The sequence below is a fragment of the Methanofollis fontis genome, assembly GCF_004297185.1.
In the GTDB taxonomy this organism is placed as follows: Archaea; Halobacteriota; Methanomicrobia; order Methanomicrobiales; family Methanofollaceae; genus Methanofollis; species Methanofollis fontis.
In genome coordinates this window covers 382,268-408,518 of record NZ_PGCL01000001.1, presented here as the reverse complement: position 1 = coordinate 408,518, position 26,251 = coordinate 382,268, and the positions used below count along the sequence as shown (strand labels likewise).

The window sequence follows — 26,251 nt, the reverse complement described above, 5'->3', positions numbered from 1 at the left end:
TTATTCCTGTTCGTCACGGGGAAGGAGATCAGGGATGCCGTCCCGGATGGGATAGGCGACCGCACAGGCCCCGCACCAGAGGGTGCCCTCAAGGATCTCGTCGCCATCCTCCGCATCGACCCGCAGCTCGAGGTCGCCCTTGCAGACCGGACAGCAGAGGATGGGGAGGAGGCTCCGCTTCACAGGTCGTCCCTCAGGTCGATGATATGGGTGATGTCCGGGCCGGTGGAGATCAGCCCGATGGGAGCGCCGATGTCCTTTTCTGCGGTTTCGAGGAAGGCAATGGCCTTTTCGCTCAGGGCGTCGTACGAGGTCGCCCCATAGCAGGCGGGGTCCACATGGTCGATGCCGGTGATCGCCGCGATGGTGCAGCCGTTGATCATCGCAGAGTAGCGCGCCATCTTTCCGTCCCAGCCCCCGATCCGCCTCTCCCGGTGGGTGACGGTGCCGAACTCCTTGAAGCCCAGTGCCTCGGAGGCCTCGGCGTTCATCTCGGTCTGGAAGGGGCCCTCCCCGACCCGTGTCGGATAGGCCTTGAAGACCACGACCACGTCGTCGACGCGGGTCGGACCGACGCCGTTGTCTGCGGCGATCTGCGAGGCCGAGGTGTCCTTGCTTGTCACGAAGGGGTAGGTGCCATAGTAGAGGGAGATGCCGAAACCCTGCGTGCCTTCCAGGATCACGTTATCGCCCGCATCGATTGCGTTGTTCACTTCCAGGGCGACGTCCATGATGTAGGGGGCGAGTTCCGGGACGTCCTGTGCCTGGCGTGAGGTGCGCAGCACGCGGTCAGAGTTCGCCGGACCGCACCCGGTGCCGGTGGACCCGATCTTCTTGGCGAGGTGGTCGCTCCCCCGGTCCCGTGCGATGTGCTCCTCCTCGATGATCCCGCAGCGCCCGTCCACAAACGTCCGGTCACCGCAGTCCAGGAGTTCGATTTCCCTGAGGAACACCCGCGGGTCGACGAGCACCCCGCTGCCGATGCAGAGTTTCGCATCAGGATACACAAACCCGGACGGGATCATCCGGACGCCGTAGTTTTTATCCCCGACCGTGACGGTGTGACCGGCATTCGGGCCGACGCCGCCACGCGAGATGATCGAGGGGTGGTCCAGGTGGGCGATATGCGCCACAATCTTGCCCTTTCCTTCATCCCCAAAAAATCCGCCGACTATTATCGTACACGCCATTGCTATATCATGTAATTTGGGGCGATACTCGATGATAAAAGTTTATCATCGGGTTGTCCCTCTCACCTCACCTCGCACCGTTCGTTCCTCTCAGGGAAGAGACAGCGCCTGATGCTCCGGAAATAGGGGATATGAAGCAGGATGTGAAGGAGCATCAACACGATGAAGATGATGCCGGCGATGGTGTGGATGTCTACCCAGACCGACCGGGTGAGGCCGAGCACGCTGTCGAGATCGACGAGGGCCGTTGCCGCTCGCCCGCCCCCCCATCCGCCACCGGAGGGGAGGAGCCAGAGGAGGACCGCCGAGGAGATGGCAGCGATAATGAAGAGGACAAGCATCGCCAGGTCGACGACGGCGTTTATCTGCCGTTTCTGCATGGGTGGTGAAAGGAGACTCCGGAATTTATAGTTCGTGGAGGAGACCGGCGCTCCGCGAGGGGGGGCCTGCAGATCCAGATCCGCAGAAATCTGCCGCGGCCAGCCACGCCCTTTCCGGGGGTGTGCCGGTGCATCGGAGGGGGAATCTGAGTTAGAATAGAACAATATGACCAATTGCATAATATTATGTTTATGCAGATCTCCAGTGGAAATCAAGGGGTTATTCCACTGCCGTTTGTCAGACAGGGGGCATACCCTGATGGAACACGATCAAAAAAATTATCGGCGGTCCAGGCCCTCGATGAAGGCGCCCATACGCTCGATCGCAACCGAGAGATCCTCCCGTCCGACTGCATATGCGCAGCGGAGGTGGCCCGTTCCGCCCTCGCCGAAGACGCTGCCCGGCACGACGGCGACCTTCTGCTCCACCAGGAGGCGCTCGGCGAACTCGCCGTCAGAGAGCCCGGTGGACTCGACTGAGGGGAAGGCGTAGAACGCCCCCTCGGGCAGGTGGCAGGTGAGCCCGATGCGGTTGAGCCCCTCGACGAAGAGGTTGCGGCGGAGGCGGTACTCCCGCACCATGGCGTCCTTGTCCTCTTCGCCCTCGCGCAGGGCGGCGAGAGCGGCAAGCTGCCCCATCACCGGGGCGCAGAGCATCACGTACTGGTGGATCTTCAGTGCGGCGTCGCAGATCTCTTTCGGGGCGCAGAGATAGCCGATACGCCACCCGGTCATCGCGTAGGCCTTGGAAAAACCGTTCAGCACGATCGTGCGTTCGCGCAGGTCGTCCATTGTCCCGGGGGAGCAGTGCGTTCCCCCATAGGTAAGCTCCGAATACACCTCGTCGGAGATGAGCACCAGGTCGTTGTCCACGATGATGTCGGCGATCTCCCGGTAGTCGTCCCGCCCCATCACCCCGCCGGTGGGGTTGTTGGGGAAGTTCAGGATCACCGCCTTTGTCCGTTCGGTCACCCGTTCGGCAAGCCCCTCGGCGGTGATCTTGAATCGATCGTCGGCGCGGCAGGGGAGGGGGACCGGCACACCGCCGGCAAGCGTGACACAGGGGGCGTAGCTCACGTAGCCGGGGTCGATGACCAGCACCTCATCGCCGGGGTCAACGACCGCCCGGATGGCGATGTCTGCGGCCTCGGAGACGCCGGAGGTGATGATAATCTCGGCGTCCGGGGAATAGCGCAGCCCATAGCGGTGTGCAAGATCGGCGGAGAGCGCCTCGCAGAGCGGGGCGTAGCCCCGGTTCGAGGTATAGGAGGTGATCCCCTGCTCGATCGAGTAGATCCCGGCCTCGCAGATCTTCCAGGGGGTGGCATAGTCGGGTTCGCCGACGCCCAGGGAGATGACGTCCTGCATGCCGATGCAGAGGTCGAAATATTTCCTGATCCCGGAGGGGGGGATCAGCCGCGCCCGTTCTGAGACAATATTCCTCATCGGTCACCTCAGAATGAGTAGGGGAGACGTTCAGAGGCCTCGCGCTCGTCGTAGGGCGTGCCGTTCTCCTTGTAGGTCTTCAGCACGAACTGGGTGGTGGTCTCCCGGATCCCGTCCATCGGCGCGATGTGCTCGGAGACGAAGCGGGCGATCTCCTGCATCGTCCTTCCCTTCACCAGCAGGATGAAGTCGTAGCGGCCAGAGACCAGTCGGAGAGTCTTCACCTCGGCGAAGCGGGCGATCCTCTCGGCGATCTTGTCGTAGCCGGCGTCACGCTCGGGGGAAACCTTCAGGGCGATGATCGAGGTGACGTCGCCGTCCCCGGCGCGCTCCCAGTCGACGACGGCGCCGTATTTTCTGATGATCTTCGATTCTTCCAGGGTTTTGATCCGCGCCTTCGCCTCGTCGAGGTCGATCTCGACCATCGTGGCGAGGTCTTCGAGGGGTATGCGGCTGTTTTCCTCCAGGAGGTGGAGGATCAAGTGGTCCTTTTCATCCATGCTGATCACCGGAACGAGGCCCGCAGGCGGTTGAGGTCGACATGGGCAAGCCGGTCCTCGGAGAGCCGCGGGTCCTTTGCGAGTACGTCCTGTATCTTCTTCGTGTTGGTGTCAAACCACATCTCTTTTGTCCTTCCGTAACGCCCCTTGGAGACGACGCGGGTGTTGATCACCCCGAGCATGTTCAGTTCGGAGATGAGGTCGGTGATCCGCCGGTGCGTGAGGGGGTCGATGTCCACGATCTTGGAGACTTCGCGGTAGACCCGGGTCACCTCACCGGAGGTGAAGATCTTCTTGTCCATCTCCTCGAGGAGCAGCATCGAGTAGAGCACCACCTTGCTCTGGGTCGGCAGGGTGGAGATGCACTCGATCATCGAGTCGGCCTCGATCTTGTCGAGGGCCATCCTGACGTGCTTCTCCCCGACGCGCTCGGCGTTCTCGCGGTCGGCGAGTTCGCCGGAGACCCGCAGCAGGTCCAGGGCGCGGCGGGCGTCGCCGTGCTCCTGGGCGGCGAAGGCGGCGCAGAGCGGGATCACCCCCTCCTCCAGACTCCCCTCCACGAACGCCATCTGGGCGCGCTGGGTCAGGATATCGCAGAGCTGCGGGGCGTTGTAGGGCGGGAAGACGATCTCCTCTTCAGAGAGGGAGGAGAGCACGCGGGGGTCGAGAAAATCGGTGAACCGGAGGTCGTTTGAGATCCCGATCATCGAGACCTTGGAGGCCTTGAGGTCGGAGTTGATCCTGGTGAGGTTGTAGAGGGTCTCGTCCCCGCTCTTCTTGACGAGTTTGTCGATCTCGTCGAGCACGATGACAAGCACTCCCCCGGTGGCGTCGAGCTGGTTTTTGAGTTCGGTATACACCTGATCGGTGGGCCACCCGGTCATCGGGATATGGGCGCGGGCCTTGTCGGAGGGGGTGGCATCGAGATCTTCGAGACCCTTGGCGATCTGGGCGAGCACCCGGTACTGGGTGTCGATCACCTCACAGTTGAGGTGGACCACCCGGCACCCGGTCCCCATCCCGGCACCGACCTTCTCGAGCTCTGATCCGACATAGCGGACACATGCGGTCTTGCCGGTGCCGGTCTTGCCGTAGATGAGAATGTTCGACGGGGTCTCGCTCTTGAGGGCCGGTGCCAGGATCGATGCGATCGAGTCAATCTGGGGACGACGATGGGGGAGGATCTGGGGACGGTAGGAGTGACGGAGGACCTCCCGGTTCTTGAAGATCCTGGTGTTCGAGAGGTACTTCTGGAAGAGTCCGAGGGATGAATTTTCGTTGTCAGACATGGTATCAGCCGCGCGCGGGAGGGGAAAGATATGCACTGTGGGGGGTCTGGAGATATAACCCCTTTGTTTCCATTGGAAACTGCTTATAAAGGTGATCATGAGGGGTGGGAAAGAGGGCAGATACGGCGAGATCTGGAACCGGATCCCGGACCCCCTTATTTCGAGTGGAACCTGTGGAAAACAGGTGACCTGTTTTCCTATAACACTGGTAAAACAGCTTGTTGTAGGGTTATCTTGTTGTACTATAAATCTTCTCTGATCTCAAAAGAGAGATCTTCTAGATCGCGAGAGGAGGTGATCCCGATCGATCCGGATCGCGGGACAGATCGATGGGATCTGGAGGGGATCGAGATCACGGGATCGATCAGGAGCGCGGAGGAAGGGGGATCAGGCAGGATCCGGATCAGTGGATCGCGAGAAACCCCGGAGATCCTGTCCAGTCACGGGAGATCAGGATCACATTGGTGAGATCCCGACCGATCGCGATCGATCCTGACCGATCTCGAGACCTGTCGGGGTGGATGATCAGGGTATAAGAGGGAACACCACCCCTGTCCTGATCACTCAGGGTATGGAGATCCAGGGATCGTCACCGGGATCCCACCATCCATGAAACATGACAAAAAACGGCTCAATCACAAAAAAACAGCAAATACAAAGAAATTCAGATTTCTACCCTCCCAACCACCACCATCTTTTCCTCCCTGATCCACCGCCATTTCTCCCTCCTCCTCCCCACCCCTCCTTCTCCATATGCTCCAGTGGAAACAAAGGGGTAGGGGATCGCGTTTCACCTCCCTTTCACTCATCCCCTCAGGAACCTCTTTCCTCCCCCTCTTCAGTTTCCCGGTACGCCCCCTTTCCCTCCGGGGATCGACCTCCACAAGAGGTATCATCCAGTATGACCATCGAAAATGGGTGAAGCAATCATGAAAACAGAGCACATCAGGGATATCAGCATCGGGGTGGCGGTGATCACCGTCTCCACGACGCGGACCGAGGAGACCGATACGAGCGGTCGAACGATCCGGGAGCACCTGGAGGGTGCCGGATATCCGGTGCGTTTCTACAGGATCGTGAAGGATGATCAGGTGGCGATCCGCGCTGCCCTGATCTGCTCCCTCTCCGACGCGGACGCGGTGATCCTGAACGGCGGCACCGGTCTCACCTCCGACGACTGCACCATCGAGGCGGTGGAACCCTTCTATGAAAAAAGGATCGACGGCTTCGGGGAGATCTTCAGGAGACTCTCGTACGAGGAGATCGGGACCTCGGCCCTCCTCTCCCGCGCCTCGGCAGGTGTGGCGGGCGGACGGGCGATCTTCTGCATACCGGGTTCGACCGGAGCGGTCCGCCTGGCCATGGCAGATATCATCATCCCCGAACTCCGACATATCCTCTCCCATGCCCGGGGGTGAGCGTTTTTTGATCCGGGAGGGGCGGCCCCTTCCCGGTCTTTCCCCCTTCGATGGGATAGGGGGGATTGAGGGTATCGTGAAGAAGGGGGTGCAGGCAGAATTGTGCTGAATTTTTTTGTTCCGGATATTGTTGCAGGGGCGGTTCACCTCTCAGAATTTCACGATTTCCCCCCTGACCCCCTCCTGCGACGGGGGCGGGATAGAGGACGTCAGTGGAAGGAGGTGGAGGGTTTTGTCCGGGGCGGTTTTTCCCTTCCGGTGTTCCTCCTGTACCGCCCCCGCCCCTATTGTGCGGAGGATTCATGGGGTGAAACACCCCGTCACCGCTGTCTGCTCCTGACCGCGAGGGGAGACCCCTCCCGGACCCACCCCCGTCAATGGGATAGGGGGGAAGGAGGGAATCGTGCAGATGGGGATTTTGGCATGTATTCCCGAATGTCTCATGCACCGCGGAGTTAGTTGGGGGACGCTCATCTCAGAACGCCCTCAATAACCGCCCCCACCCCTATCGCATTGACCGGGGGGTATCGGGGGGTGGAACCCCCCGTCCCGTGCTGTTCGTTGAAAGGCGATCCGCCCCTGACCGGGAGGGGTCCTCCCCCCCCTCTCCAATCATATCGACCGGCATCCCGCCGTGCCGTCGCAAAAAAGAACTGCCCCTCTAACGGTTCACGTCGAGCATGGCCACGCGTTCGAGGACCAGGGGGAGGATTCGCCCGCCTGCGGCGTCCAGCTCTTCGGCGGTGATGCCGTAGCGCTCCATCAGGCGCTGCCGTCGGGCGTCGTCAATCTCCTCCCAGTCCCCGGTGCTCCAGCGGAGGAGGGGACCGAGCGCTTCTTCCGCCTCCTCAGAGGGGGGGTGGAGGCAGACATAACAATGGTTCTCGCCCTCGTGGAGCCCGATTTCGGCGGCCACCCGGCACTGGCGGGTGCCGGCGGCATAGAGGAGGGCCTCCATCTCGAGGGAGTTGGCGATCGCCCGCCCCTCCTGCCAGGAGCGGACGGCTTGGCGGACGGCTTTTTCGGCATGGCGCCGTCCTGCCAGCGCTCCTGCGTCGAGGAAGATGATGTGCGTCCTGTTTCGCTCCCCGATCCGCCGGACATAGGAGAGGAAGGCGGGGAGGGAGGGGATCTCGATAACCGCCTGGAGGACCCGGCACTCACTCATCCCCCTCACCCCCGAAGGCGGAAAGAGAGAACTGACGGCTGGATGTCTCCTCTTCGACGGTGCGTTCGTCCGCACCCTCCCCGATCTGGGCGAGCACCGATGCCGCCGTTTTTTCGCCCAGGATCGGGGCGAGGCGGGCGGTTCCCGCCTCCCGGATCGCCGCCGGGGTGGCGATCCCGGCGTTGAAGAGGCGGCGGGCCCGCACCCGTCCGATCCCCTTCAGCCTGATGAGGGGGAGGAGCTCCTTCTTGATGCCGTGGCGGATCCGGATCCCGTCCTCCTCGATCGGGCGTTTGAACTCCCCCTTGAACAGGGAGGCCAGACGCGAGGCGGCGTGGACCAGCCAGACCGCCGTCTCGACCTTGTTATGGATGTCGCCGGGCCCGACATTGAAGCGCTCGCAGATCATCTCCTCGGTCACCTCCTCCGACCAGTTCTGGAGGAGCATCGCCGTCTTCACGCTTGAGTAGAAGCGCTCGAGTTCGTCGGTGCCGTAGGGCGCGCCGGTCCAGAGTTCGTCCTCATGCTCCGAGAGGAAGCGGTAGATCATCTCCTCGTCCCCTTTGCGCAGGTAGAGGGTGAGCATGTCCGGGGTCTCGCAGATCGCCTGCAGGAGTCCGAACCCCGAGAACTCGGGGGCCCGCTCGAGGGCGTCGACGATCCCCTCCGCACTCCTGGGGTCGATATAGAGCCTGGAGACCAGGTCGCCGTACTCGGTCGCCTCAAGCCGATCGCCGAGGGCGGTGATCATCTCGCGCTCGGCGAGCCAGTCGATCACCCGCCCGATCGTCTCGTGGATCGTGGAGCGGCGGCCGCGGTGCTCCCAGGCATAGAAGGTCCGCTCCATGAACTCGATCACTCCGGCGGGGGTGCGGGCAAAACCGGTGGCGACCAGGGAGAGCACATGTGAGCGCAGGGCGTTCTCGGAGTTGCACTGCGAGGTGATCTCCTCGGGCGGTGCATCGATATAGTTCTCGTAGAGGTCCTGGCAGGCGGTCGCCCCCTTGGCGATGAGCACCGCCTCGCCGTAGGGGTCGAGGTGGGGGCGGCCCGCCCGACCGGCCATCTGCTTGTACTCCCCCACCGGTATCGGCGCCATGCCGCCGTTCCCGAAACGGAGATAGTCGCGGATCACCACCCGGCGGGCCGGGAGGTTCAGGCCGGCGGCAAGCGTCGGGGTGGAGGAGATCACCCGGATCGAGCCCTTCCTGAACCCGTCCTCGACGATACGGCGTTCGGCGGCCGAGAGCCCCGCATGGTGGAAGGCCGCCCCTTTTCGCACGCAGAGGGCCAGGGTGCGCCCGAGGTCGGTGGTGGCCGCCCGCTCTATGGCGTCGGCGGCGGTGTCAAGGGCCTCTTCGGAGAGTTTCAGCCCTCCAGCCGCCCGCTTTGCAAACGCCTCGGCGTTGCGCCGGGAATTCACGAAGACCAGGCACTGCCCCCCCTCCCCCACGGTGTCGAGCACCAGGTTCAGGTCGTCGTAGCGGGAGGAGCGGCGCACCTCGCGTTCGCTGTCCGTGAAATGGATCGTGCCGTCGAAGAAGACGCCCTCCCTGAGGTCCACCGGGCGCCACTCGCTCGTGACCAGTTCGGCGTCCAGCCATCCGGCAAGGGCGCCGGGGTTGCCGACCGTGGCCGAGAGGGCGATCACCTGCATCCCCGGGTTCTTTGAGAGGAGTTTGGCGATCACCATCTCCAGGGTCGCACCCCGGTCCGGCGAACCGATGAGGTGGCACTCGTCCACCACGAGCAGGCTGACCTCGCCGAGCCAGGGGGCGGCATTCCGCAGGAGGGAGTCCACCTTCTCCGAGGTGGCGACGATAATGTCGTTTCGCCCCAGGTAGGCATCCCGGCGGTCGAGGTCGCCGGTCGCCACCCCGACGCGCACCCCCCGCCCGGAAAAATCGTCGTACTTCTCGGTGGCGAGGGCCTTGAGGGGGACAATATACAGGCACTTCCCGCCGTCGGCCACATGGCGGTGCATCACCATCTCGGCGATGATCGTCTTGCCGCTCGCCGTGGGGATGGCGCAGAGCAGGTTCTTCCCCTCGAAGATCCCGCTCTCCACACACGCCGCCTGGGGGGGGTAGAGTTCTGCGATCCCGCGGTCGGCATATGCGGATTTGAGGGATTCGGGGATGGGGAGGTCAGCTACCTTCATATGGACCCCTTTGTTTCCAGTCGAAAAATGGGATTGGTACGGTATTTTGCGCGATATATTGTGGATTGTGTATGTCGGACTCCATGGGAAATCACGGGGGCCGGACTAATAATAGTAGTCCAGGATGTTCTCCCGCTCCTCCCGCCGCTTCTTCTCCAGGAACGAGAAGACCGCCTCGTGCGGGACGCCGTTGATCAGCATCTCGATGGCGGTGCGGGCGTTCTTCAGGTGATCGGGGCTGGCGATGATCGCCACCGTCTTTCCGGCCACCGAGATTTCGACGCCGGTCATGTTCTCGATCTGCTCTCTGGCCTTTCCGCCCTTCCCGATGATCCGGCCGCGCAGGCGCTCCTGCTGCTTCGGGGAGGGGTCGACATCGGTGAGGTCGATGATGTCGAGGACCATGTCCTCGTCCTCGAGGAGGCGGAAGGCCCGTTCTGGTGAGAAGCCGCGGCTGATGGCGGTGACCACGTCGGTGGCGCGGAGCACGCCCACCGGGTCCTCGCCCTCGATCCGCACCTCGCCCTCCTCGCTGTCGATGGTGATCGTTGCCCCGGTCTCCTCCTCCAGTTTCCGTTTTGTGGCGCCAGCCTTTCCGATGAGGGCGCCAATCCGCTGTGCACCGATCCTGATCTCCTGTTGTGTCATGGTATCATTCCTCCCTATCTGAGAGTTTTCGGACTGTTCCGCCGGTCACGCTCCGCATGATCCCGTCCTCGTCCTCGATATCGCAGAGGTTTGAGAAAAACCGGTTGATATTCCTGATATCCCTGATCAGAAAGGTGCCGGCATTGGGGTGGTCGCGGGTGACCGCCTGGCCCATATCGATGATATAGGGTTTGTCCTGCCAGAGTATATTGAATTCACTCAGGTCGCCGTGGACCAGCCGCGCCTCCTGGTAGAGACGGGCGATATGGTCGATGATCTCCCGGTATGTGGCCTGTGGGTCCGGGATATCGGCGGTGCGGAGCTGCGGCGCCGGCGCCTCGCCCTCGCCGATGAACTCCATGATCAGGATGTTGCGGTCGAAGGCATAGGGCTCAGGCACCGGCACGCCGGCGTCGTGCGCCCGTTTCAGGTTTGAAAACTCCTTTTTGGTCCAGGTGAAGACGATGTCCTTCCTGGTCCGCCGCACCGACGCAAACCTGGGATCGCCCAGGATGTATTCGGCCATCGCCTTGAAATTCGCCGTCCTGATCCGGTAGATCTTCACGGCGGCGGGTTGACCGTCCCGTTCGGCGATGAAGACGTTCGCCTCCTTGCCGGTGGAGATCGAGCCCCCGATTGCAGAGAGTTTCTTCTTATGGACGAGGCGGTAGAGGGCGAGCAGGGTCACCTCGTCGAAGACCTCACCGCGCACCTTCCTGGAGTCGGCGTCCTTGATGCGGACCCCCATCTCCTCCAGGCGCCGGTCGAACTCCCTTCCGTCCCGCGCCCCGGCCATCGGATCACGCCACCGCGTCGTGGACGCCGGCAAGCATCTCCACCAGGTAGTCGGCGGTCATTCCCTTCAGGTCGAGGGGGTGGACCGCACCGGCGGCATAGGCAGCCTCCAGTTCGGCATAGGAGGCGAACTCCAGGTCGCCGCCGAACTTTGCGGGCCGGTGCATGACCAGGCGCTCGAAGCGGGGGACGATATGGTACTGGAGCACCTGGAGCACGGGGTTCTCCTCGATCTCCGGTGGGCAGAATGCCTTCTTCATCTTCCGCCTGATATCGTCCTCGCTGTCGGCGACCGAGATGAGGTTGCCGGCCGAGGAGGACATCTTCTTGCCGTCCAGGCCGTTCAGGATGGGGGTGTGGATGCAGACCGGCGAGGGGTATCCCATGCCGGGGAGGTGCTCCCTGGCGAGCATATGGATCTTGCGCTGGTCGATCCCGCCGACAGCGGCGTCCACGCCGAGCATGGCGATATCGGCCATCTGCATGATCGGGTAGACGAGCTGCGAGACCGCAGGGTGGTCCATGTTCCGCCCGACCTCGTCCATCGAACGCCGCGCCCGGTTCACGGTCACCTCCTGGGAGAGCTGGAGCACCAGGAGCTCGTAGTCGGGGTGGAGCTGCAGGTCAGTGCCCATCACATAGCGCGCCTGCTTCAGCCCGAGGGCCTCGAAGCAGCGGCGGTTGTATTCGGCGGTCTCCCGCACCTCCTCCAGGGTGCCCTTGTGGTTTAAGAAGGCGTGGAGGTCGGCGAGGAGGACGGTCACCTCGAAACCGGCCTGCTGGAGGTCGATCAGCTTGTTTACCGTCACCATGTGGCCGAGATGGATCTCCCCGGAGGGCTCGTAGCCGGCGTAGACCCGCCGGACGGGCCGCTGGAGGAGGGCCCGCAGCTCCTCGTCGGTGACAATCTCGACGGTATTGCGCGTGGCAAGGGAGTATGGATCCATACTCAGGAATGGGGTGGTGAAGAGGATTAATCCTTCTTCAGATGGCGGAGAAACCGAGTGCTCTGTTGGTCATTTCGATGGAGATCGCCGCCTCGTCGGCGCCGTTCATCATCGCCCTGATGGCGTCGATGTTCTCCACCACCACGTCGGCCTCCTGGTGGATCGCCTGGAAGAGGAAGATTTCCCTGCCCACGAGTCCGATGGAGTCGGCGAAGATGCAGTTCTCGTAGAGGTCGGCGCGGTGGCGCCCGAGGTCCTGGGCGTACTCCTTGAGTTCGGCGGTGCTGGTGATGCCGGTGCCGCCCCGCACCAGACCCATCCGCGGGTGGCGCTCCACGATCTCGAGCACCTCCTCGCGGGTGGCGTCGCTCTTCAGGTCCATCTGGAGGGCGTGCATGTGCATGAAGGTGGTCGGGACGATCATCGCCATGGTGGTGATGTCGATCTCCGGCAGAACGGTCTGGACGTCAGGGCCGTGGTGACTCGGCACCTTCACCGGGTTGAGGACGATGGCGTCCACCGGTCCCTTCTTCACTTCGCCGGGGTCGGATCCCCGGCGGACCATCGTGGCACGCACCCGTCCGACCCCGAAGCGCTCGTCCAGGGCATGGATGATCCGGCAGAGGCCGGTGGTGTTGCAGGAGACCACCCGGACGAACTGGCGGTTCTTTGCCTCGGTGAAGTTGCAGGAGGAGCAGAAGGAGAAGCCCGCCACCTCATGGTCCTCGCCGCCCTGCCAGATCGCCTTGACCCCGTAGAGCTCATAGAGTTTCTTGTTCTTCGCCCCGATGCCGCCGGGGGTGGCGTCCACCACCACGTCGGCGTGCTTGATCATGTCGGCGATGTCGCCGGCGACCTCGATGCCGGCGTCATCGAAGGCCTGCCGCTTGCTCATCTCGGCGATGTAGAGGGGGTAGCCGCGGCGGTTCGCTACATAGGCCTCGGCGCTCGGTTTTGTCTTGGAGACCCCGATGACCTCCATGTCGGGCTGTGCGGCGACCGCATCGGCAACGCGCTTTCCGATGGTGCCGTATCCGTTGATTGCGACCTTTATCATGTAAAGCTTCAGTAAGAACACAAGCAGATAAAGGTTGCTGCCCCGCCGTCCCATTCACGGGCATCTCTTTATGTCCCACACGCCCATCCCTGATGAGATGCGGACCGCCATCCGGCACGAGAACAATTTCGACCTCCTGCGTCTCGTTGCCGCCCTGATCATCATCGTCTCCCATGCCTATGCCCTGCAGGTCGGGTATCTGGCGATGCCGGCGTTCTGCCCCCTGGTGCTCGTGGGGTATGCCGCCCTGGCGGCGCTGTTCACGGTCAGCGGCTACCTGATACCGCAGAGCTGGTGCGCTCAGCCCGACCCGGTCCGCTTTTTCTGGAAACGCTCCCTGAGAGTGTTTCCGGGTCTGATCGCCGCTGTGCTCTTCACCCTGCTCGTGGTCGGCCCGATCGCCACCTCCCTCTCCCCGGCGGAGTATCTCCATGCCCTCCTCTCCCCCGGAAATCTCTCGGAGGCGCCGTTCTTTGAGGACGGGTCGTCGCTCGGGCTGTTTACGGCCAACCCGATCACCTATGTGAACGCCTCCCTCTGGACGATCCCGGTGGAGTTCTCGATGTACGTGATCGTCGCCGTTTTCGGGATGGCGGGTCTGCTCAGGAAAAAAAGCGTTCTTTTCGGGCTGATCGCCGCCAACCTCCTGCTCTGGGGGATCTGGTATGCCGATCCCTCCCTTTCAAAGATACGCTTCACCCTCTATTTCCTGATCGGGGCATACCTCTCCCTCCACCACCCGAACCTCAGGTACGACGGCGGGGCGGTCTTCCTGCTCCTGCTCGCCCTGGTGGCGTCGGCGGCGACACCGCTGTTCTCCTTCGTCGCCCTCATCGCCGTCCCCTATGCCGTGCTCTGGTTCGCCCACCTGCCGGTGCCGGCCCTGAACGCCTTCGGGCGGCACGGCGATTTCTCGTACGGGATGTACATCTATGCCTACCCGATCCAGCAGACGATCGTGCTCTTCCTGGGCACGTCCCTCTCCCTGCCGGTGTTTGCAGCGCTCTCCATCATCCTGACGGCTCCTTTTGCCGTCTGCTCCTGGGTGTTCATCGAGCGGCGCGCCCTTGCCCTCAAGCAGGTTGCGCTGGCGCCGGTGCGCCTCTCCCGCTCGGTGCGGGAGTGACGGTGTGGGCGGCACTGTCTATAGGTTTCGTAGAGTTTATGAGGACCAAACCTTATTTTCCCGTGTGCCTATAGTGTGAACCGATGATAGGGCCGGAGACCGATCAGGAGCCTGATGGGTGCGTGGAATGCGTCAGGGATCTCGACGATCCCTCCCTGTATATCAACAGGGAGGTCTCGTGGCTTGCCTTCAACCGCCGCGTGCTCGAGGAGGCGGAGGATGTCGCCCATCCCCTGCTGGAGCGGGTGAAGTTCCTGGCGATCTGCGGGAGCAACCTGGACGAGTTCTTCATGGTGCGGGTGGCCGGTCTCCTCCACCAGGTCGCCGGGGGGGTACTCGAACGTCCGGCCGACGGCATGACCCCGGGCGAACAGCTGGCGGCGATCCGGGAGGAGGTCTGCGGTCTCTATCCGGCCTATGCCCGCTGCTGGGAGGAGGAGATCCGGCCGGCGCTCGGTGACGCCGGCATCGTGGTCCGGGCGATGGACGACCTGACGGTGGAGGAGTGCGCCGACCTGCGAAGGACCTTTGCCGAACGGGTGCTGCCCGCCCTGACCCCGATGGCCTTCGACGCCGCCCGCCCTTTCCCCTTTATTTCGAGCCTCTGCCTTTCGCTGGCGGTGGCGGTCCGGGACGGCGATGAACAGCGCCGGTTTGCCCGGGTGAAGGTGCCGGCCGGCCTCTTCCCGCGCCTCTATCCGGTGCGGCGGGGGAGCGGGGAGCAGCATCTCATCTTCCTGGAGGACGTGGTCGCCGAGAACCTCGACCTCCTATTTCCGGGTGTGCGGGTGGAGGGGGCATGGCCATTCCGGGTGACTCGGGACGCCGAGATCGATGTGCGGATCGAGGAGGGGGCCGACCTGCTCACCGCCGTGGAGGAGGGGGTGGCGTCCAGGACGATGGCCGCCGCCGTCCGCCTGGAGGTCGCCGCCTCGATGCCGCCCGATATCGTTTCCCTGCTCACAGCCCGCCTGGCCCTCTCGGAGAGCGATGTGTATGTCTCGGCGGCCCCGCTCGCCCTTTCCGACCTCTGGTGCCTCCATGCCCTCAACCGTCCGGAGCGCAAGGATGTCCCCTTCCTGCCGGCCGTCCCGCTCCTGCTCGACCCGCCGGAGGACGCCGCCGAACGGCTTGCGAAGAGCGACCTCCTCCTCTATCACCCCTACGACAGCTTCGGGAGTGTCGTCCGATTCCTGGAATGGGCGGCCGCCGACCCCTCGGTGCTGGCGATCAAGATCACCCTCTACCGGATCGATCCCGGTTCGCCGATCATTGAGGCGATCCTGGAGGCGCGGCAGAACGGCAAACAGGTGACGGTGCTCGTCGAACTGAAGGCGAAGTTCGATGAACGGGACAATATTTCCTGGGCGCGGACCCTGGAGCGGGCCGGCGTGCACGTGGTGCTCGGCCACCCCTCCCTGAAGGTGCATGCAAAGGTCTGCATGGTGGTCAGGAAACACCGGGACGGGATCCAGCGCGTGGTGCACATCAGCTCCGGCAACTACAATGCCGTGACGACCCGGATCTATGGCGACCTCTCCTATGTCACGACCGACCGGGCGATCGGGGACGATGTGAGCCTCCTCTTCAACTCCCTCACCGGCTATAGCCGTTTGCCGGACTACCGCTGTCTGCTGGTCGCCCCGGAGGGGCTCAAGTCCGGGATCCTGGAGCGGATCGAGCGGGAGATCGGGCGGCAGCGTGAACATGGCGACGGTCATATCGCATGGAAGCTCAATGGCCTGCTGGACCGGGAGATCATTGCGGCGCTCTACCGCGCCTCGCAGGCCGGGGTGCGGGTGGACCTGAACGTGCGGGGCCTCTGCGCCCTGCGCCCGGGCATACCCGGGGTATCGGAGAATATCCGGGTGCTCTCGATCGTGGGGCGGTTCCTGGAGCATGCCCGGATCTACTATTTCGGGAACGGCGGCACTCCCGAGGTGCTGCTCGGCTCCTCGGACATGATGCCAAGAAACGTCAAACGGAGGGTGGAGGTGCTCTTCCCGGTGCCGGATCCGCGGATTGCCGCCGAGCTCAAAGAGATCTTCGACGTCCACTTCGGGGACACGGTGAAGGGGCGCTGGCTCCGTCCGGACGGGGGGTATGAGCGGGCGGTGCCCGAGGCGGGTGCAGACCCCCTCTCGTCGCAGGACTGGCTGATCGCGAACAGGGGAATCTGGCATGGCCGCCCGGACTCCTGAGACCGCGGACGCCGGTTACTGTCTCTTCGGCGCCGGCATCCTCAAAAAACAGGCCGAGAATATGGCCGTCGAGATCGAGGGGGTGAGGGCGGCAGAGGACATCGAGTACATCCACCGGATGCGGGTGGCCTCGCGGCGGTTGCGGGCGGCGATGCCCCTGTTTTCGGAATGTTTCGGTGCGCCGGTCTACAAACGCTGGCGTCGCCAGATCAAGGGGGTGACCCGCTCCCTGGGGGAGGCGCGGGATGCGGACGTGCAGATCGATTTTCTCCGCTCCTATATCGCCGATCTCCCGGGCGATCCGGCCCCTCCCGCCGCCCGCCCCCTCTTCTCGATCGAGGGGGGCACACCTGAACCCGCGCCCGCCCCCGAACAGCTGCGTCCGCGCGGTCGGATCGCCCGTCTCTTCGACCGGGTTCTCGGCCGTCCTGCCTCCCCGGCGTCCCCCGAGGCCCCACTGCCGGTGCCGGCCGATCCGGCGCCCGGGACGGCGCCCCTCAGACCCGGGCTCGAGTGCCTCCTGCTCAGACTCGCCCAGCACCGCCAGGCGATCCAGCCCGATGTGGCGGCGGCGATGGACGCCCTGGAGGGGAGCGGGGTGGCGGCGGAGATCGCCGACGTCTGCCGCGAGGTGGAGGTGCGGGGACGGATGGCGGCGACGGACGTCCACTCCCGTTATGCCTTCGAGCAGGGCTACATCCATATCTCGCTCAGGCAGGACGAACTCTTCTCCCATGAGGGCTGCGTCTCTGATCCGGATGCGATTCTTGAGCATCATGCGATGCGGATAGCCGCCAAACGGCTCAGGTACACGATGGAGATCTTCGGCCCCCTCTATCCGGACGGGCTGAAGGACGCAATAAAATCGGTCAAGCGGATGCAGGACTATCTCGGCGACATCCATGACTGCGACGTCTGGGCCGACTACGTCCTCCGCTTCCTGGAGGAGGAGCGGGAACGCTGCGTCGCCTATTTCGGGCACGACGGCATGATGCGTCTGGTGGAGCCCGGCGTTCTCCACCTCAGGGAGGAGCGGATGAAGCGGCGCCGGGAGCTCTTCGACGAGTTCTCGGCCTACTGGCAGGAATTGCGGGGCTCGGGTTACCGGGAGGGGCTGGACGAGGCCCTCGACGCTGCCCTGCGGCAGGCGGCAACCGAGGCCCTGCCGGTGCCTGAAGGGGGCGGCGGTGTGACGATCGCCCTGATCGGCGATGTGCATGCCAACCTCCCTGCCCTGCAGGCGGTGCTGGAGGACGCCCGCTCCCGCGGGGCGGTGGCGGTGCTGGACGCCGGCGATGCCGTGGGCTACGGACCCTTCCCCGAGGCGAGCGTTGGGGCGCTCAGGCAGAACGCCGTCCGTTCGGTGGCCGGGAACTATGACCTGCAGGTGCTCGCCGGGAAGGGGAAGAAGAAACGCCTCCCGAAGGACCGGCAGAAACGGGTTGCGATGCAGTGGGCCTACGACAACATTTCAAAGGAGTCTCGGCTCTATCTCGGGTCCCTGCCCGCCCAGCGGCGCTTCTCCGTCGGGGAGCGGCGGATCCTGCTCTGCCACGGCAGCCCGGAGAGCCCGGACGAATATCTCGACGCCGAAACCCCGGTGTTCCGTCTCCAGGAGATCGCTGCCCTGGCAGACGCCGATATCGTGGTCTCCGGGCACGCCCACCGCCCCTCGGTGCGAGAGGTCGGCGGTGTCTGGTTCGTGAACACCGGCAGCGTCGGGCGGCAGGACGACGGCGACCCGAGGGCCTGTTATGCCCTCCTCCAGACCGATCCCTTCTCCATCTGCCATCTCCGCATCCCTTATAACGTCGACCGCACGGTGGCCGCCGTCTTCGAGGCCGGTCTGCCGACCGGGTTCGCCCGGATGTTCCGGGAGGGCCGGTCCCTGGACTCCGTCCGCCTGGGTGGGGAAGGGACCGCGGAACCCGCTCCAGAGGGGCTTTCGGTCACGTGCTCGGTGGGGGATCATAGCGGGGGTGACTGAAGGGCGATCCACCCCTGACCGGGAGGGGGACACCCCCTCCCGGACCCTCACCCGTCGATGGGATAGGGGGGGATAGAGGATATCGGTGGAAGGGGGCGGTGGCGTTTTGTCCGGGGCGGATGTTCTCCTCCGGTGTTCAATCTGGCCCGCCCCTATCGCATTGACCGGGGGGAACGGGGGGTGGAACCCCCCGTCACCGCTTATCGCCCCCGACCGGGAGGGGAGAACCCCCCCGGACCCACCCCCCTCAGTGGGATAGGGGGGGATTGGGGATATCGGTGGAAGGGGGCGGTGGCGTTTTTCGGGGGCGGATGTTCTCCTCCGGTGTTCAATCTGGCCCGCCCCGCCCCTATCGCATCGACCGGGGGGAACGGGGGGTGGAACCCCCCGTCACCGCTTATCGCTCCCGACCGGGAGGGGACACCCCCTCCCGGACCCACCCCCCTCAGTGGGATGGGGGGGATAGAGGATATCGGTGGAAGGAGGTGGAGGCGTTTTGTCCGGGGCGGAATTTCCCCTCCGAACCTTCGCTCAAAACCGCCCTACGGTGCTATTTCGGGAAGAGCAATTTGCCTCTTCTCAACCCCGGAGCATCTGGCGGACGACCTCGAGGGGCAGGGTGGTTGCGGCGGCGATCTCCTCCGGCGTCTTCCCGGTCCCGGCGAGGCGTCTGGCGCAGACGTCCATCCTCTCGCCGATCTCGATCATGTGGCCGTCGGGGTCCAGGAAACGGATCGTCCGCTGGCACCAGGGCTGCTCGACCACCCGGTGCACCCATTCGACTCCGACCGCCTCGATGGCCTCCACGCTCCGGTCCATGTCGTCGGTCTCATAATACAGTTCGAGCATCCGTTTCGATGAAAAATTGTTGTTTTCGCTCTCGCTCCCGGCATCGCCGAATATCACCCCGCGGGCAAAGCCCCCCTCCCATATGCCGACTCCGCTCCTGAATATGATGTTCCTCCCCAGGTCCAGGTCGATCTCCTCCCCCATCACCTGCGTGTAGAACTCCTTCGATCGCTCCACGTCCTCCACGAACAGGACGGTCGAATGGTAGGAGAACGTCGTATTTTCTGCCATGCCCTGGAATTCTGCCTGGGGTATATATACCTGCCGAATATTCATTCCAGAGGCGCTGGTCCGCCATTTACTGCCCTCTCAATGCGACCTCAACCAACCTTGCCCGGATGCTCCATGCCGCCCTCCCCTCACCCGGATAACAGAACAGATCGGCACCTTTTTTCTTCTGCTCTCCAGACTTGTATGCTCAGGATAATTCATGATTCAACGATTCTGCCGCCGTCTCCCTCCCTCCCTCAGGGACCGCCTCCCCTTCATCGGCCCCGGTCTCCTCCTGGCCATCACCGTCAGCGGGGAGAGCGGTCTCGCCGAGATCCTGCTCGGCGGAGCGGAACACGGGTTTTCCCTTCTCTGGGTCGTTCTGGCGGCTCTCATCTTCAAATTTGCTTTTACAACCGGCATCGCCCGCTACACCGTGGCCACCGGCGAGGACATCTTCCAGGGACTCCGGCGGATCCCCGGACCCCGCAACTGGGAGGTGGCCTTCATCATGCTCATCTATACGATGGAGATGGTGGCCTATGGCGGTATTGCAGCGATATCCGGCATATTCCTCTGCGCCCTGACCGGGCTTGCGGTGTCCTCGGACGTCTTCGCCCTCCTCACCCTGGTCCTGGTCTTCGCCCTCCTCTGGATGGACAATTATTCCCTCGTGGAGCGGGTGACCGTGGCGATGGCGATCGGGCTTGTGGCCGGTACCCTCATCTCCCTCTTCTCCATCTCCCTTCCCGTCCATGAGGTGGCCTCCGGGCTCGTGCCCGCGGTGCACGACCACATGCTCGTGGAGATCATGGCCCTGATGGGGGCGGTCGGCGGCGGGCTGAACATCCTGCTCTATTCGGGGTGGCTTCACCGGAAGATCGGCGACCGCCACGGGGAGGCAAACTTCAGGAGGTTCATGGCCGGCGTCAATCTCGACCTCGTGCTCGCCTTCCTGCTGATCGGTGTCGCAGCCATCGGCTTCCTGGCGCTCGGGTGGGCGACGACGACCGGGGCGGCGGCGCACGAGGAGAATATCCTGACCGCCGTCTGGACGGTGCTCGACGACATCCCCCTGGCAACCGAAATCTTCCTGATCACCGGCTACTTCACCCTGATGGGCGGGATCATCGGCGGTGTCGACGGTCGAGCCTCGGCGATCGCCTCCATCCTCCGTTCCACCACCGACACCCGCCATTCCGAGAAGCACCTCTACCGCGGGGGCCTGCTCGTCTTCGCCTTCATCATCGTCATCGCCGTCTTCTTCGATGAACCCACCCTGCTGATCCGCTCGATCTCGGCGCTGGCCTCGATCGCCTTTGCCGTCACCGGCTTCATCCTCCTCTACCTGGATACGCACCTCCCCTCCTATGCCCGCGGCTCCCCCCTCTGGACCGTCGTCATGGCGGCGGGCAGTCTGCTCTTCCTGCTGATGGCCCTCCTGAAGGAGGCGACGATCCTCCAGTTCGGTGTCCCCCTCCTGGAGCGGATCGCCGTCGTCGTACTGGTCATCTATCTGATTTCGGGATCCGGGGTGCTCCGCGGCATGGTTGTCCGCCGTCTCACCCTCACCGATCAGGTCTGGCTGGTGCTGATCTTCGGGATGCTCTCGGTCTACGGCACCTTCCGGGGGATCGAAGTCGGGGGGCTGATCGTCAACTTCCGTGACCTCGGTCCCCTGATCGCCGGGATCATCGGCGGCCCCATCGTCGGCGCCTGTGCCGGACTCATCGGCGGGGCCTATCGCTACGGCCTCGGGGGCTGGACGGTGCTGCCCTGCTCGTTGTCACCGGTGGTCGCCGGGATCATCGCCGGCATGCTCTCCCGCCGCTGGCACGGGCGGTTCACCTATTTCCGGCTCTTCGGCCTCTCGGTGCTGGTGGAGGTGATCCATATCCTGGTGCTGGTGCCGCTCCTCACCGGTGCGCCGCTCGACCTCGTCATCGCCACTGCCCGCACCACGCTGCTCACGATGATCCTGAGCAATGCCTGCGGCCTCATCCTTTTCCAGTATGTGGTGCGGGAACGGGGCATCGAGGGTTTGAACGGCACCTGGATAGAGAAAGATGGGGATAAGGAGCGCTGAATGGATTTAAGGCTCTTTTTTCCCGGCATCTCCAGTGGAAATAATGGGTTTATTGTGCCTTGCCGCCGGAATCGATAGATCGCCATAGTGTTCAATAGATCTATCGGGTCATGATCCCTCCCCTCCCTCCCGGATCGCGGCAAAAATATCAGGGTATAACCCGGGATCACCCGCAGAACATCGGTCCGATCGGCTCCAGTGGAAATGGAGGGGTTATTGTGATCGCCGGCGCTGGTCTATACTCGTCGGACTGCATGCCCCTCTGTCGGTGTGTCCGTCAGGAATGGTGTCGTATGGCTGGTTTTTCGGGGTATCCCCCTCACCAGGTGCGGTGATCCTGATATTGATCGGGTCGGGGGCGATCCATGCCTCCCCCCGGACACGGAACATCCCTGGCGGCACGGTAATCACAAATTTCGCTCCTTTGCCCGGAATGCCGCACTCGTTGATGCTCATATCCGTGATGGAGAGCACCTCCCTGACAAGGAACAACCCGAACCCGGTATTTTTTCCGACCCCCCGATCAAATATCCGTTCCTTCTCCTCCTCCGGCACGCCGACACCGTCGTCCTGCCAGATGATCTGGGTGACATTCTCAACCCGCATCGAGGAGACCGTTACCCTGGAGACCGCGCCCCCATGCCTCAACGAGTTGTCCAGGAGGTTGTAGAAGACCTTCTCCAGCATGGGATCGGCATACACCTCCAGCCCGTCGATATCTGCCATGACCCTGATCCCCTCCTCAATGAAGGGTCTGGAGACCCGGGCGATCACTTCGGTGACCTTCTGCCATTCCGGCATGCGCACCCCGAGTTCCTGATAACTCTTCGTGAACTCGATCTGGGACTGGATCTGCCTGAGTGCCCCTTCCTGCCGTTCAAAAAACTTCGTGACCAGGGGGTCGTCGATCCGGTCCCTGATGAGGTCCAGGTAGCCGAATGCCGCCGTCAGCTGGTTGAGGATGTCATGCCGGGTGATGCTGCCCAGAAGCGCCAGCTTTTTGTTTGTCTGTTTGAACGCCTCTTCGGTCCGTTTGATATGGTCGATGTCATGGATGACGATCTCGATGGCGACCACCGCCCCTTCTTCGTCAAAGACCGGGATCATGCAGTTCTCCGTCCAGATGTATCGGCCATCCCTGTTCATCCACCTGAACGTCTCCGGTCTGTAGAACGACTTATAGGAACTGCGCTGCCATTGCAGGAATCGCGCCCGGTCGTCCGGGTGGAGGAAGCGGAATCCCATATCGCGATGCGTGAACATACACTCGCGGCTATACCCGGACATCTGTTCAAATGACGGGCTGATGTATTCCAGCACGGGCCCCGAGGGCCCGATGGTCATCCTCATGAAGACGTCGTTTGAACCCTCCACGAATGACCTGAATTTTTTCTCGCTCTCCCGGAGACGCTGTTCTGCCCGCGTTCTGGCATGCACATCAGCAACGATGTCGCCGAGCATGCTGAGAATGGCGATATCCTCTTCTGACCATGAGCACTCACGCCCCACTGTCTGAAAACTGATATGGCCGAAAAGACCTGCTTTTGAGGCGATCGGAAAGGCGAGGATTGATCCGACACCAAACATCTGGAAAAACTCTTTCTCCGTTGCTGACTCTTCGGGCATGGCATCGACAGAGGGGATATGGATGGGCTTGAGGTCTCGCAGACGGTCCATCCACCACGAAAATCTGTGTGTCGTACTGTTTTCGAGTTCCTGCGGCCTTGAATCGAGACCGTTGGCACTCCACCAGTAGCATGAATCTACCCGGGCATGTTCATCATTGAAGAGTAAGATCGTCGCGCTGTCGGCCTCGAGAGCGCCGCCCACCTCGCCGAGCACCGCCCTGAACTCCCTGTCCAGGTCTGCCCGTTCCAGGGTGAGGAAGCGGGTGGAGATGGCGCGGATCAGCGCCTCCAGTTCGTTGCGGCGCCTCAGCATCACCTCCACCCTCCTCTTCTCGGTGATGTCGATGCATGAGATGAGGCCGGCGGGCCTTCCGCCAAACAGCGTCATCCTGCCCAGAACCCGAATCCACCTCTGACTGCCGTCCTGGAGGACGAGGGGGAGTTCATCGATCTGTTCACCCCCGAGGAGATCGCCATTGATAAGGGAGGTTACCCAGTCCTTCCAGGCAGGATGAATCAGGTCGAAGATCCGCACCGGGGCCGCGTCGGGATCACTGGACCCGTATCCAAGAATATTGAGGAAGGCCCGGTTTGCCATCAGGACCTCCAGTGTTTCGGCGTCGATCACCGCCATGCCGTCGAGGGTCGTCTCGAATATCGTCCGGTAGCTCTCCTCGCTCTCCCGCAGCGCAGCTTCTGCCGCCCTGCGCCCGGAGAGGTCCCTGATGATCCCGACACCCAGCCATTCGCCGTCGATCCTGACCGGCGAGACCGACACCTCCACCGGCAGGGAACGCCCGTCCCTGCACTTCAGGGTGATTTCGAAGATCTTCTGGTCAAGGAAACCATCTCCTGTTTCCCTGAACTCTTCCAGTGCCGCCGTATAGTGGGGCGGTGTGCCCTCCCTCTTCAGACACTGATAGATCGACCGGTCCAGGATTTCATCGGCAGGATAGCCGAACATCTCCTCTGCCGCCCGGTTCCAGAAGCGCACCCGGTCGTGACCGTCAACCAGCACGATGGCGTCCTGTGCCAGTTCGGCAATCGTCCTGAACTTTTCCTCGTTTTCCCTGAGTCTGTCCTCCATCAGTTTCCGCTCTGAGATGTCGCGGCAGATCGCAAGCAGGTGCCACTCGCCTTTCAGGTTTATGGATGACGATGAGAGCTCCATCGCAAACCGGGTTCCGTCCTTCCGCCGTGCCGTGAGCTCCAGGACTTTGCCTGACAGAAATGTCCTGCCGGTTCTCTTCAGTTCGGCAAACTGTTCCCTGTAATAGGTGTGGTCGAAACTCTTGCCGGTAATGCATTCGTGGAGTGTTCTGCTGGCAAAATCCTCGTTGCTATAGCCGAACATCTGCCTGGCGGCATTGTTCCAGTAGGCAACACGATCATCAGAATCGATGAGCACGATGGCGTCCTGTGCCAGATCTGCGATGGCCTTGAACTTCGCTTCGCTCTCTGCGAGGTCCCATCCCTTCCTGTACCACTCAATCGCATATCTGATCAGGTCCGAGGCGTTCCCGAAGGCCAGGCGCTCCTCTTCCGCCCAGGAACGTCCGCCGTCCTTTCCGAAGGCAGCGATAAACCCCCAGAATGTGCCGCGGAAAAAGACCGGGAAGGCAACGAATGTCTCCATCTCCGGTGATGCAGCCCATGCCCGCTCTTCTTCGGAAAAATCCTGGAGATCGCCCTCGACTGGATCCCCGCGTTCCAGTATCTCGAGCCACCTCCTGGGGCAGGGGCGGTATCTGAGGTCGGGGATCGGGGTGACCTCCACCCCGGAGAGCGCCGCATCGCGTCTCCATGCGATCAGGGGGGCGGCTATGGACGGTCCGCCCTCAGGTCCGGGGCCGACGGTCTGGATGGTGACCTGGTCCAGGTGCAATGCCCAGGCAATCCCTGAAAGTGCCTCTGAAAGTGCCCATTTTGCCGGCCCGTCCGATAAAATATCTTCCCCTGATGCCAGAATCCCGAACACATTGTTTTTCAGTGCAAGGTTCGCCTCGGAGATTGTCATGTCGGTGACGTCCCTGCCGACGGACTGGTACTCGGTGACCGCCCCGTTCTGGTCGAAGAGTGCGCGGTCATATTGGTGGTGCCAGCGGATCCTTCCGTCGGATAGAATGAGGCGCGTGGTTATTGGTTTCACCGGTTCTTCGGGGGAGAGAGATGCCAGGTGCCGGGCGATCCGCTCTTCCTCCCCCCGCAACAGGAACGGCGGGGCGGTGCTGCCGATGACCTCCTGCTCGTCAACCCCGTAATACCTGCAGAACGCACCGTTGGCAAAGACCGTCGTCCCGTCCGGGAGGAACCGGCGGATCAGTTCGGTCTGGTCTTCGACGACGTGCCGGTAGCGCAGTTCGCTCTCACGTTGTGCCGCCTCAGCGAGGCGCCGCCCCACCGCATGAAGGATCAGGTTTCGCATCTCGGCAAACTGGGCAGAGGCATCTCCTCCCTTCTGGAGATAGTAGTCTGCCCCTGAGTTCAGGGCCCTGATCACGACGTCCTCTCTGCTCTTTCCGGTGAACAGGATAAATGGGAGGGAGGCATCGCGCTCACGGATCATCCGGAGAAATTCGATGCCGTCGATCCCCGGCATCTGATAATCGGAAACGATCACATCGACGTGGTGGTCTTTCAGGAGGTCGAGTGCTTCGGGAACGCTCCCGGCTACTTCGACGTCCATGTCCCCCTTCATCTCAAGGAATTCTCTGAATATCTCGAGCAGGTAGGGTTCGTCATCGACGTAGAGCACGTGTGTCATACCGGTTCAACCCCTGGAGCTTGTTGGTGGAGGGTGATTCCCGCAGCTGTTACGGATATGGTGTCCTGCCGGTTTCCTGGGATGCGTGTGAGATCTCGCCGTGCTGGATTATGGATAACCGGCCGACGGCGGAATCAGCACCTGCAGTCACACAGAAACATACAACTCATAATAATTAAATATATTCATATATCATTTGAAAATATCAATAGTATTTTAAAAAAATTGCCTCTGATAAATTCTATTCTGGATAGGTGCCTGTCGTTGCATTTTTCTGGTGATCATTCCCTGATGCCACCGGATCCGGCCGGCTATCGGCACGGCAGCGGGAAGATTATGTATCCGGCGGGTCAAGCGATCCATCCATGATTCGGGAACACACCAGTATGTTGAGTCAACCG

At 62.7% G+C, this 26,251-nt stretch carries 20 protein-coding genes; 5 read left to right on the top strand and 15 right to left on the bottom strand.

Annotation, left to right across the window (positions count from 1 at the left end; genetic code table 11):
- The 7 genes from CUJ86_RS01955 to CUJ86_RS01925 form a co-directional block, all read right to left on the bottom strand.
- Complete coding sequence (locus tag CUJ86_RS01955) at positions 1-183, bottom strand: methytransferase partner Trm112 (protein ID WP_130645876.1); 183 nt, start codon at positions 181-183, stop codon at positions 1-3.
- Positions 180-1,190, bottom strand: coding sequence for an adenylosuccinate synthetase (locus tag CUJ86_RS01950; protein ID WP_130645875.1), 1,011 nt, complete (start codon positions 1,188-1,190; stop codon positions 180-182). Before CUJ86_RS01950 ends, CUJ86_RS01955 begins: the two co-directional genes overlap by 4 nt.
- 62 nt (positions 1,191-1,252) lie before the next feature.
- Positions 1,253-1,570 carry a DUF4405 domain-containing protein gene (locus CUJ86_RS11740; protein ID WP_165394733.1) on the bottom strand — a complete coding sequence of 106 codons (318 nt, stop codon included), beginning with the start codon at positions 1,568-1,570 and terminating at the stop codon, positions 1,253-1,255.
- Positions 1,571-1,849: 279 nt separating this feature from the next.
- Complete coding sequence (locus CUJ86_RS01940; protein WP_130645873.1) at positions 1,850-3,016, bottom strand: aminotransferase class I/II-fold pyridoxal phosphate-dependent enzyme; 1,167 nt, start codon at positions 3,014-3,016, stop codon at positions 1,850-1,852.
- Positions 3,017-3,024: 8 nt separating this feature from the next.
- Complete coding sequence (locus CUJ86_RS01935) at positions 3,025-3,516, bottom strand: Lrp/AsnC family transcriptional regulator (protein WP_130645872.1); 492 nt, start codon at positions 3,514-3,516, stop codon at positions 3,025-3,027.
- A gap of 5 nt (positions 3,517-3,521) precedes the next feature.
- On the bottom strand, positions 3,522-4,805 hold the full coding sequence (locus CUJ86_RS01930; RefSeq protein ID WP_130645871.1) for an ORC1-type DNA replication protein: 1,284 nt from the start codon (positions 4,803-4,805) through the stop codon (positions 3,522-3,524).
- A 635-nt stretch (positions 4,806-5,440) separates the two neighbouring features.
- Positions 5,441-5,701, bottom strand: a complete 261-nt coding sequence (locus CUJ86_RS01925) for a hypothetical protein (protein WP_130645870.1) — start codon at positions 5,699-5,701, stop codon at positions 5,441-5,443.
- Between the two features lie 33 nt (positions 5,702-5,734).
- Between CUJ86_RS01925 and CUJ86_RS01920 the strand changes: the two genes are divergently transcribed.
- Positions 5,735-6,223, top strand: a complete 489-nt coding sequence (locus CUJ86_RS01920) for a MogA/MoaB family molybdenum cofactor biosynthesis protein (protein WP_130645869.1) — start codon at positions 5,735-5,737, stop codon at positions 6,221-6,223.
- Positions 6,224-6,884: 661 nt separating this feature from the next.
- Here CUJ86_RS01920 and cgi121 read toward each other — a convergent pair.
- From cgi121 to CUJ86_RS01890, 6 genes are all read right to left on the bottom strand, one after another.
- Positions 6,885-7,391, bottom strand: coding sequence for a KEOPS complex subunit Cgi121 (cgi121, locus tag CUJ86_RS01915; protein ID WP_130645868.1), 507 nt, complete (start codon positions 7,389-7,391; stop codon positions 6,885-6,887).
- Positions 7,384-9,552 carry an ATP-dependent DNA helicase gene (locus tag CUJ86_RS01910; protein ID WP_130645867.1) on the bottom strand — a complete coding sequence of 723 codons (2,169 nt, stop codon included), beginning with the start codon at positions 9,550-9,552 and terminating at the stop codon, positions 7,384-7,386. Before CUJ86_RS01910 ends, cgi121 begins: the two co-directional genes overlap by 8 nt.
- Positions 9,553-9,657: 105 nt before the next feature.
- On the bottom strand, positions 9,658-10,200 hold the full coding sequence (locus CUJ86_RS01905; RefSeq protein WP_130645866.1) for a KH domain-containing protein: 543 nt from the start codon (positions 10,198-10,200) through the stop codon (positions 9,658-9,660).
- 4 nt (positions 10,201-10,204) lie between these two features.
- Positions 10,205-10,996, bottom strand: coding sequence for a serine protein kinase RIO (locus CUJ86_RS01900; RefSeq protein WP_130646207.1), 792 nt, complete (start codon positions 10,994-10,996; stop codon positions 10,205-10,207).
- Positions 10,997-11,000: 4 nt separating this feature from the next.
- The gene (locus CUJ86_RS01895) at positions 11,001-11,942 is read right to left on the bottom strand and encodes a tyrosine--tRNA ligase (RefSeq protein ID WP_130645865.1); all 942 of its coding nucleotides are present in this window, start codon (positions 11,940-11,942) and stop codon (positions 11,001-11,003) included.
- A gap of 37 nt (positions 11,943-11,979) precedes the next feature.
- Positions 11,980-12,999 (bottom strand): type II glyceraldehyde-3-phosphate dehydrogenase, encoded by a 1,020-nt coding sequence (locus CUJ86_RS01890; RefSeq protein WP_130645864.1) that lies wholly within the window; start codon positions 12,997-12,999, stop codon positions 11,980-11,982.
- A 97-nt stretch (positions 13,000-13,096) separates the two neighbouring features.
- On the opposite strand from CUJ86_RS01890, the gene CUJ86_RS01885 reads away from it, so the two are divergent.
- From CUJ86_RS01885 to CUJ86_RS01875, 3 genes are all read left to right on the top strand, one after another.
- Positions 13,097-14,125: an acyltransferase family protein gene (locus tag CUJ86_RS01885; protein ID WP_165394732.1), complete on the top strand. Its 1,029-nt coding sequence runs from the start codon at positions 13,097-13,099 to the stop codon at positions 14,123-14,125.
- Between the two features lie 83 nt (positions 14,126-14,208).
- Positions 14,209-16,326 carry a polyphosphate kinase 1 gene (gene ppk1, locus CUJ86_RS01880; protein WP_130645862.1) on the top strand — a complete coding sequence of 706 codons (2,118 nt, stop codon included), beginning with the start codon at positions 14,209-14,211 and terminating at the stop codon, positions 16,324-16,326.
- Positions 16,307-18,313, top strand: coding sequence for a CHAD domain-containing protein (locus CUJ86_RS01875; protein ID WP_130645861.1), 2,007 nt, complete (start codon positions 16,307-16,309; stop codon positions 18,311-18,313). Before ppk1 ends, CUJ86_RS01875 begins: the two co-directional genes overlap by 20 nt.
- Positions 18,314-18,892: 579 nt before the next feature.
- On the opposite strand, the gene CUJ86_RS01870 is transcribed toward CUJ86_RS01875, so the two are convergent.
- Positions 18,893-19,393: a VOC family protein gene (locus CUJ86_RS01870; protein ID WP_130645860.1), complete on the bottom strand. Its 501-nt coding sequence runs from the start codon at positions 19,391-19,393 to the stop codon at positions 18,893-18,895.
- A gap of 199 nt (positions 19,394-19,592) precedes the next feature.
- Here CUJ86_RS01870 and CUJ86_RS01865 point away from each other — a divergent pair, with 199 nt between their 5' ends.
- Entirely contained in the window at positions 19,593-21,458 is a 1,866-nt protein-coding gene (locus tag CUJ86_RS01865; RefSeq protein WP_130645859.1) for an Nramp family divalent metal transporter, read from the top strand.
- A gap of 213 nt (positions 21,459-21,671) precedes the next feature.
- Here CUJ86_RS01865 and CUJ86_RS01860 read toward each other — a convergent pair whose 3' ends face one another.
- Complete coding sequence (locus tag CUJ86_RS01860; RefSeq protein ID WP_130645858.1) at positions 21,672-25,850, bottom strand: PAS domain S-box protein; 4,179 nt, start codon at positions 25,848-25,850, stop codon at positions 21,672-21,674.
- Positions 25,851-26,251: the final 401 nt, after the last annotated feature.

Bases quoted from the DNA above. Each gene is read 5' to 3' on its own strand.
- CUJ86_RS01925 (WP_130645870.1), bottom strand. From the start codon at position 5,701: ATGATACCTCTTGTGGAGGTCGATCCCCGGAGGGAAAGGGGGCGTACC.
- CUJ86_RS01865 (WP_130645859.1), top strand. From the start codon at position 19,593: ATGATTCAACGATTCTGCCGCCGTCTCCCTCCCTCCCTCAGGGACCGC.
- CUJ86_RS01860 (WP_130645858.1), bottom strand. From the start codon at position 25,850: ATGACACACGTGCTCTACGTCGATGACGAACCCTACCTGCTCGAGATA.
- cgi121 (WP_130645868.1), bottom strand. From the start codon at position 7,391: ATGAGTGAGTGCCGGGTCCTCCAGGCGGTTATCGAGATCCCCTCCCTC.
- CUJ86_RS01870 (WP_130645860.1), bottom strand. From the start codon at position 19,393: ATGGCAGAAAATACGACGTTCTCCTACCATTCGACCGTCCTGTTCGTG.
- CUJ86_RS01910 (WP_130645867.1), bottom strand. From the start codon at position 9,552: ATGAAGGTAGCTGACCTCCCCATCCCCGAATCCCTCAAATCCGCATAT.
- CUJ86_RS01905 (WP_130645866.1), bottom strand. From the start codon at position 10,200: ATGACACAACAGGAGATCAGGATCGGTGCACAGCGGATTGGCGCCCTC.
- CUJ86_RS01950 (WP_130645875.1), bottom strand. From the start codon at position 1,190: ATGGCGTGTACGATAATAGTCGGCGGATTTTTTGGGGATGAAGGAAAG.
- CUJ86_RS01935 (WP_130645872.1), bottom strand. From the start codon at position 3,516: ATGGATGAAAAGGACCACTTGATCCTCCACCTCCTGGAGGAAAACAGC.
- CUJ86_RS01920 (WP_130645869.1), top strand. From the start codon at position 5,735: ATGAAAACAGAGCACATCAGGGATATCAGCATCGGGGTGGCGGTGATC.
- CUJ86_RS01885 (WP_165394732.1), top strand. From the start codon at position 13,097: ATGCGGACCGCCATCCGGCACGAGAACAATTTCGACCTCCTGCGTCTC.
- CUJ86_RS11740 (WP_165394733.1), bottom strand. From the start codon at position 1,570: ATGCAGAAACGGCAGATAAACGCCGTCGTCGACCTGGCGATGCTTGTC.
- CUJ86_RS01940 (WP_130645873.1), bottom strand. From the start codon at position 3,016: ATGAGGAATATTGTCTCAGAACGGGCGCGGCTGATCCCCCCCTCCGGG.
- CUJ86_RS01875 (WP_130645861.1), top strand. From the start codon at position 16,307: ATGGCCGCCCGGACTCCTGAGACCGCGGACGCCGGTTACTGTCTCTTC.
- CUJ86_RS01900 (WP_130646207.1), bottom strand. From the start codon at position 10,996: ATGGCCGGGGCGCGGGACGGAAGGGAGTTCGACCGGCGCCTGGAGGAG.
- ppk1 (WP_130645862.1), top strand. From the start codon at position 14,209: ATGATAGGGCCGGAGACCGATCAGGAGCCTGATGGGTGCGTGGAATGC.
- CUJ86_RS01895 (WP_130645865.1), bottom strand. From the start codon at position 11,942: ATGGATCCATACTCCCTTGCCACGCGCAATACCGTCGAGATTGTCACC.
- CUJ86_RS01890 (WP_130645864.1), bottom strand. From the start codon at position 12,999: ATGATAAAGGTCGCAATCAACGGATACGGCACCATCGGAAAGCGCGTT.
- CUJ86_RS01930 (WP_130645871.1), bottom strand. From the start codon at position 4,805: ATGTCTGACAACGAAAATTCATCCCTCGGACTCTTCCAGAAGTACCTC.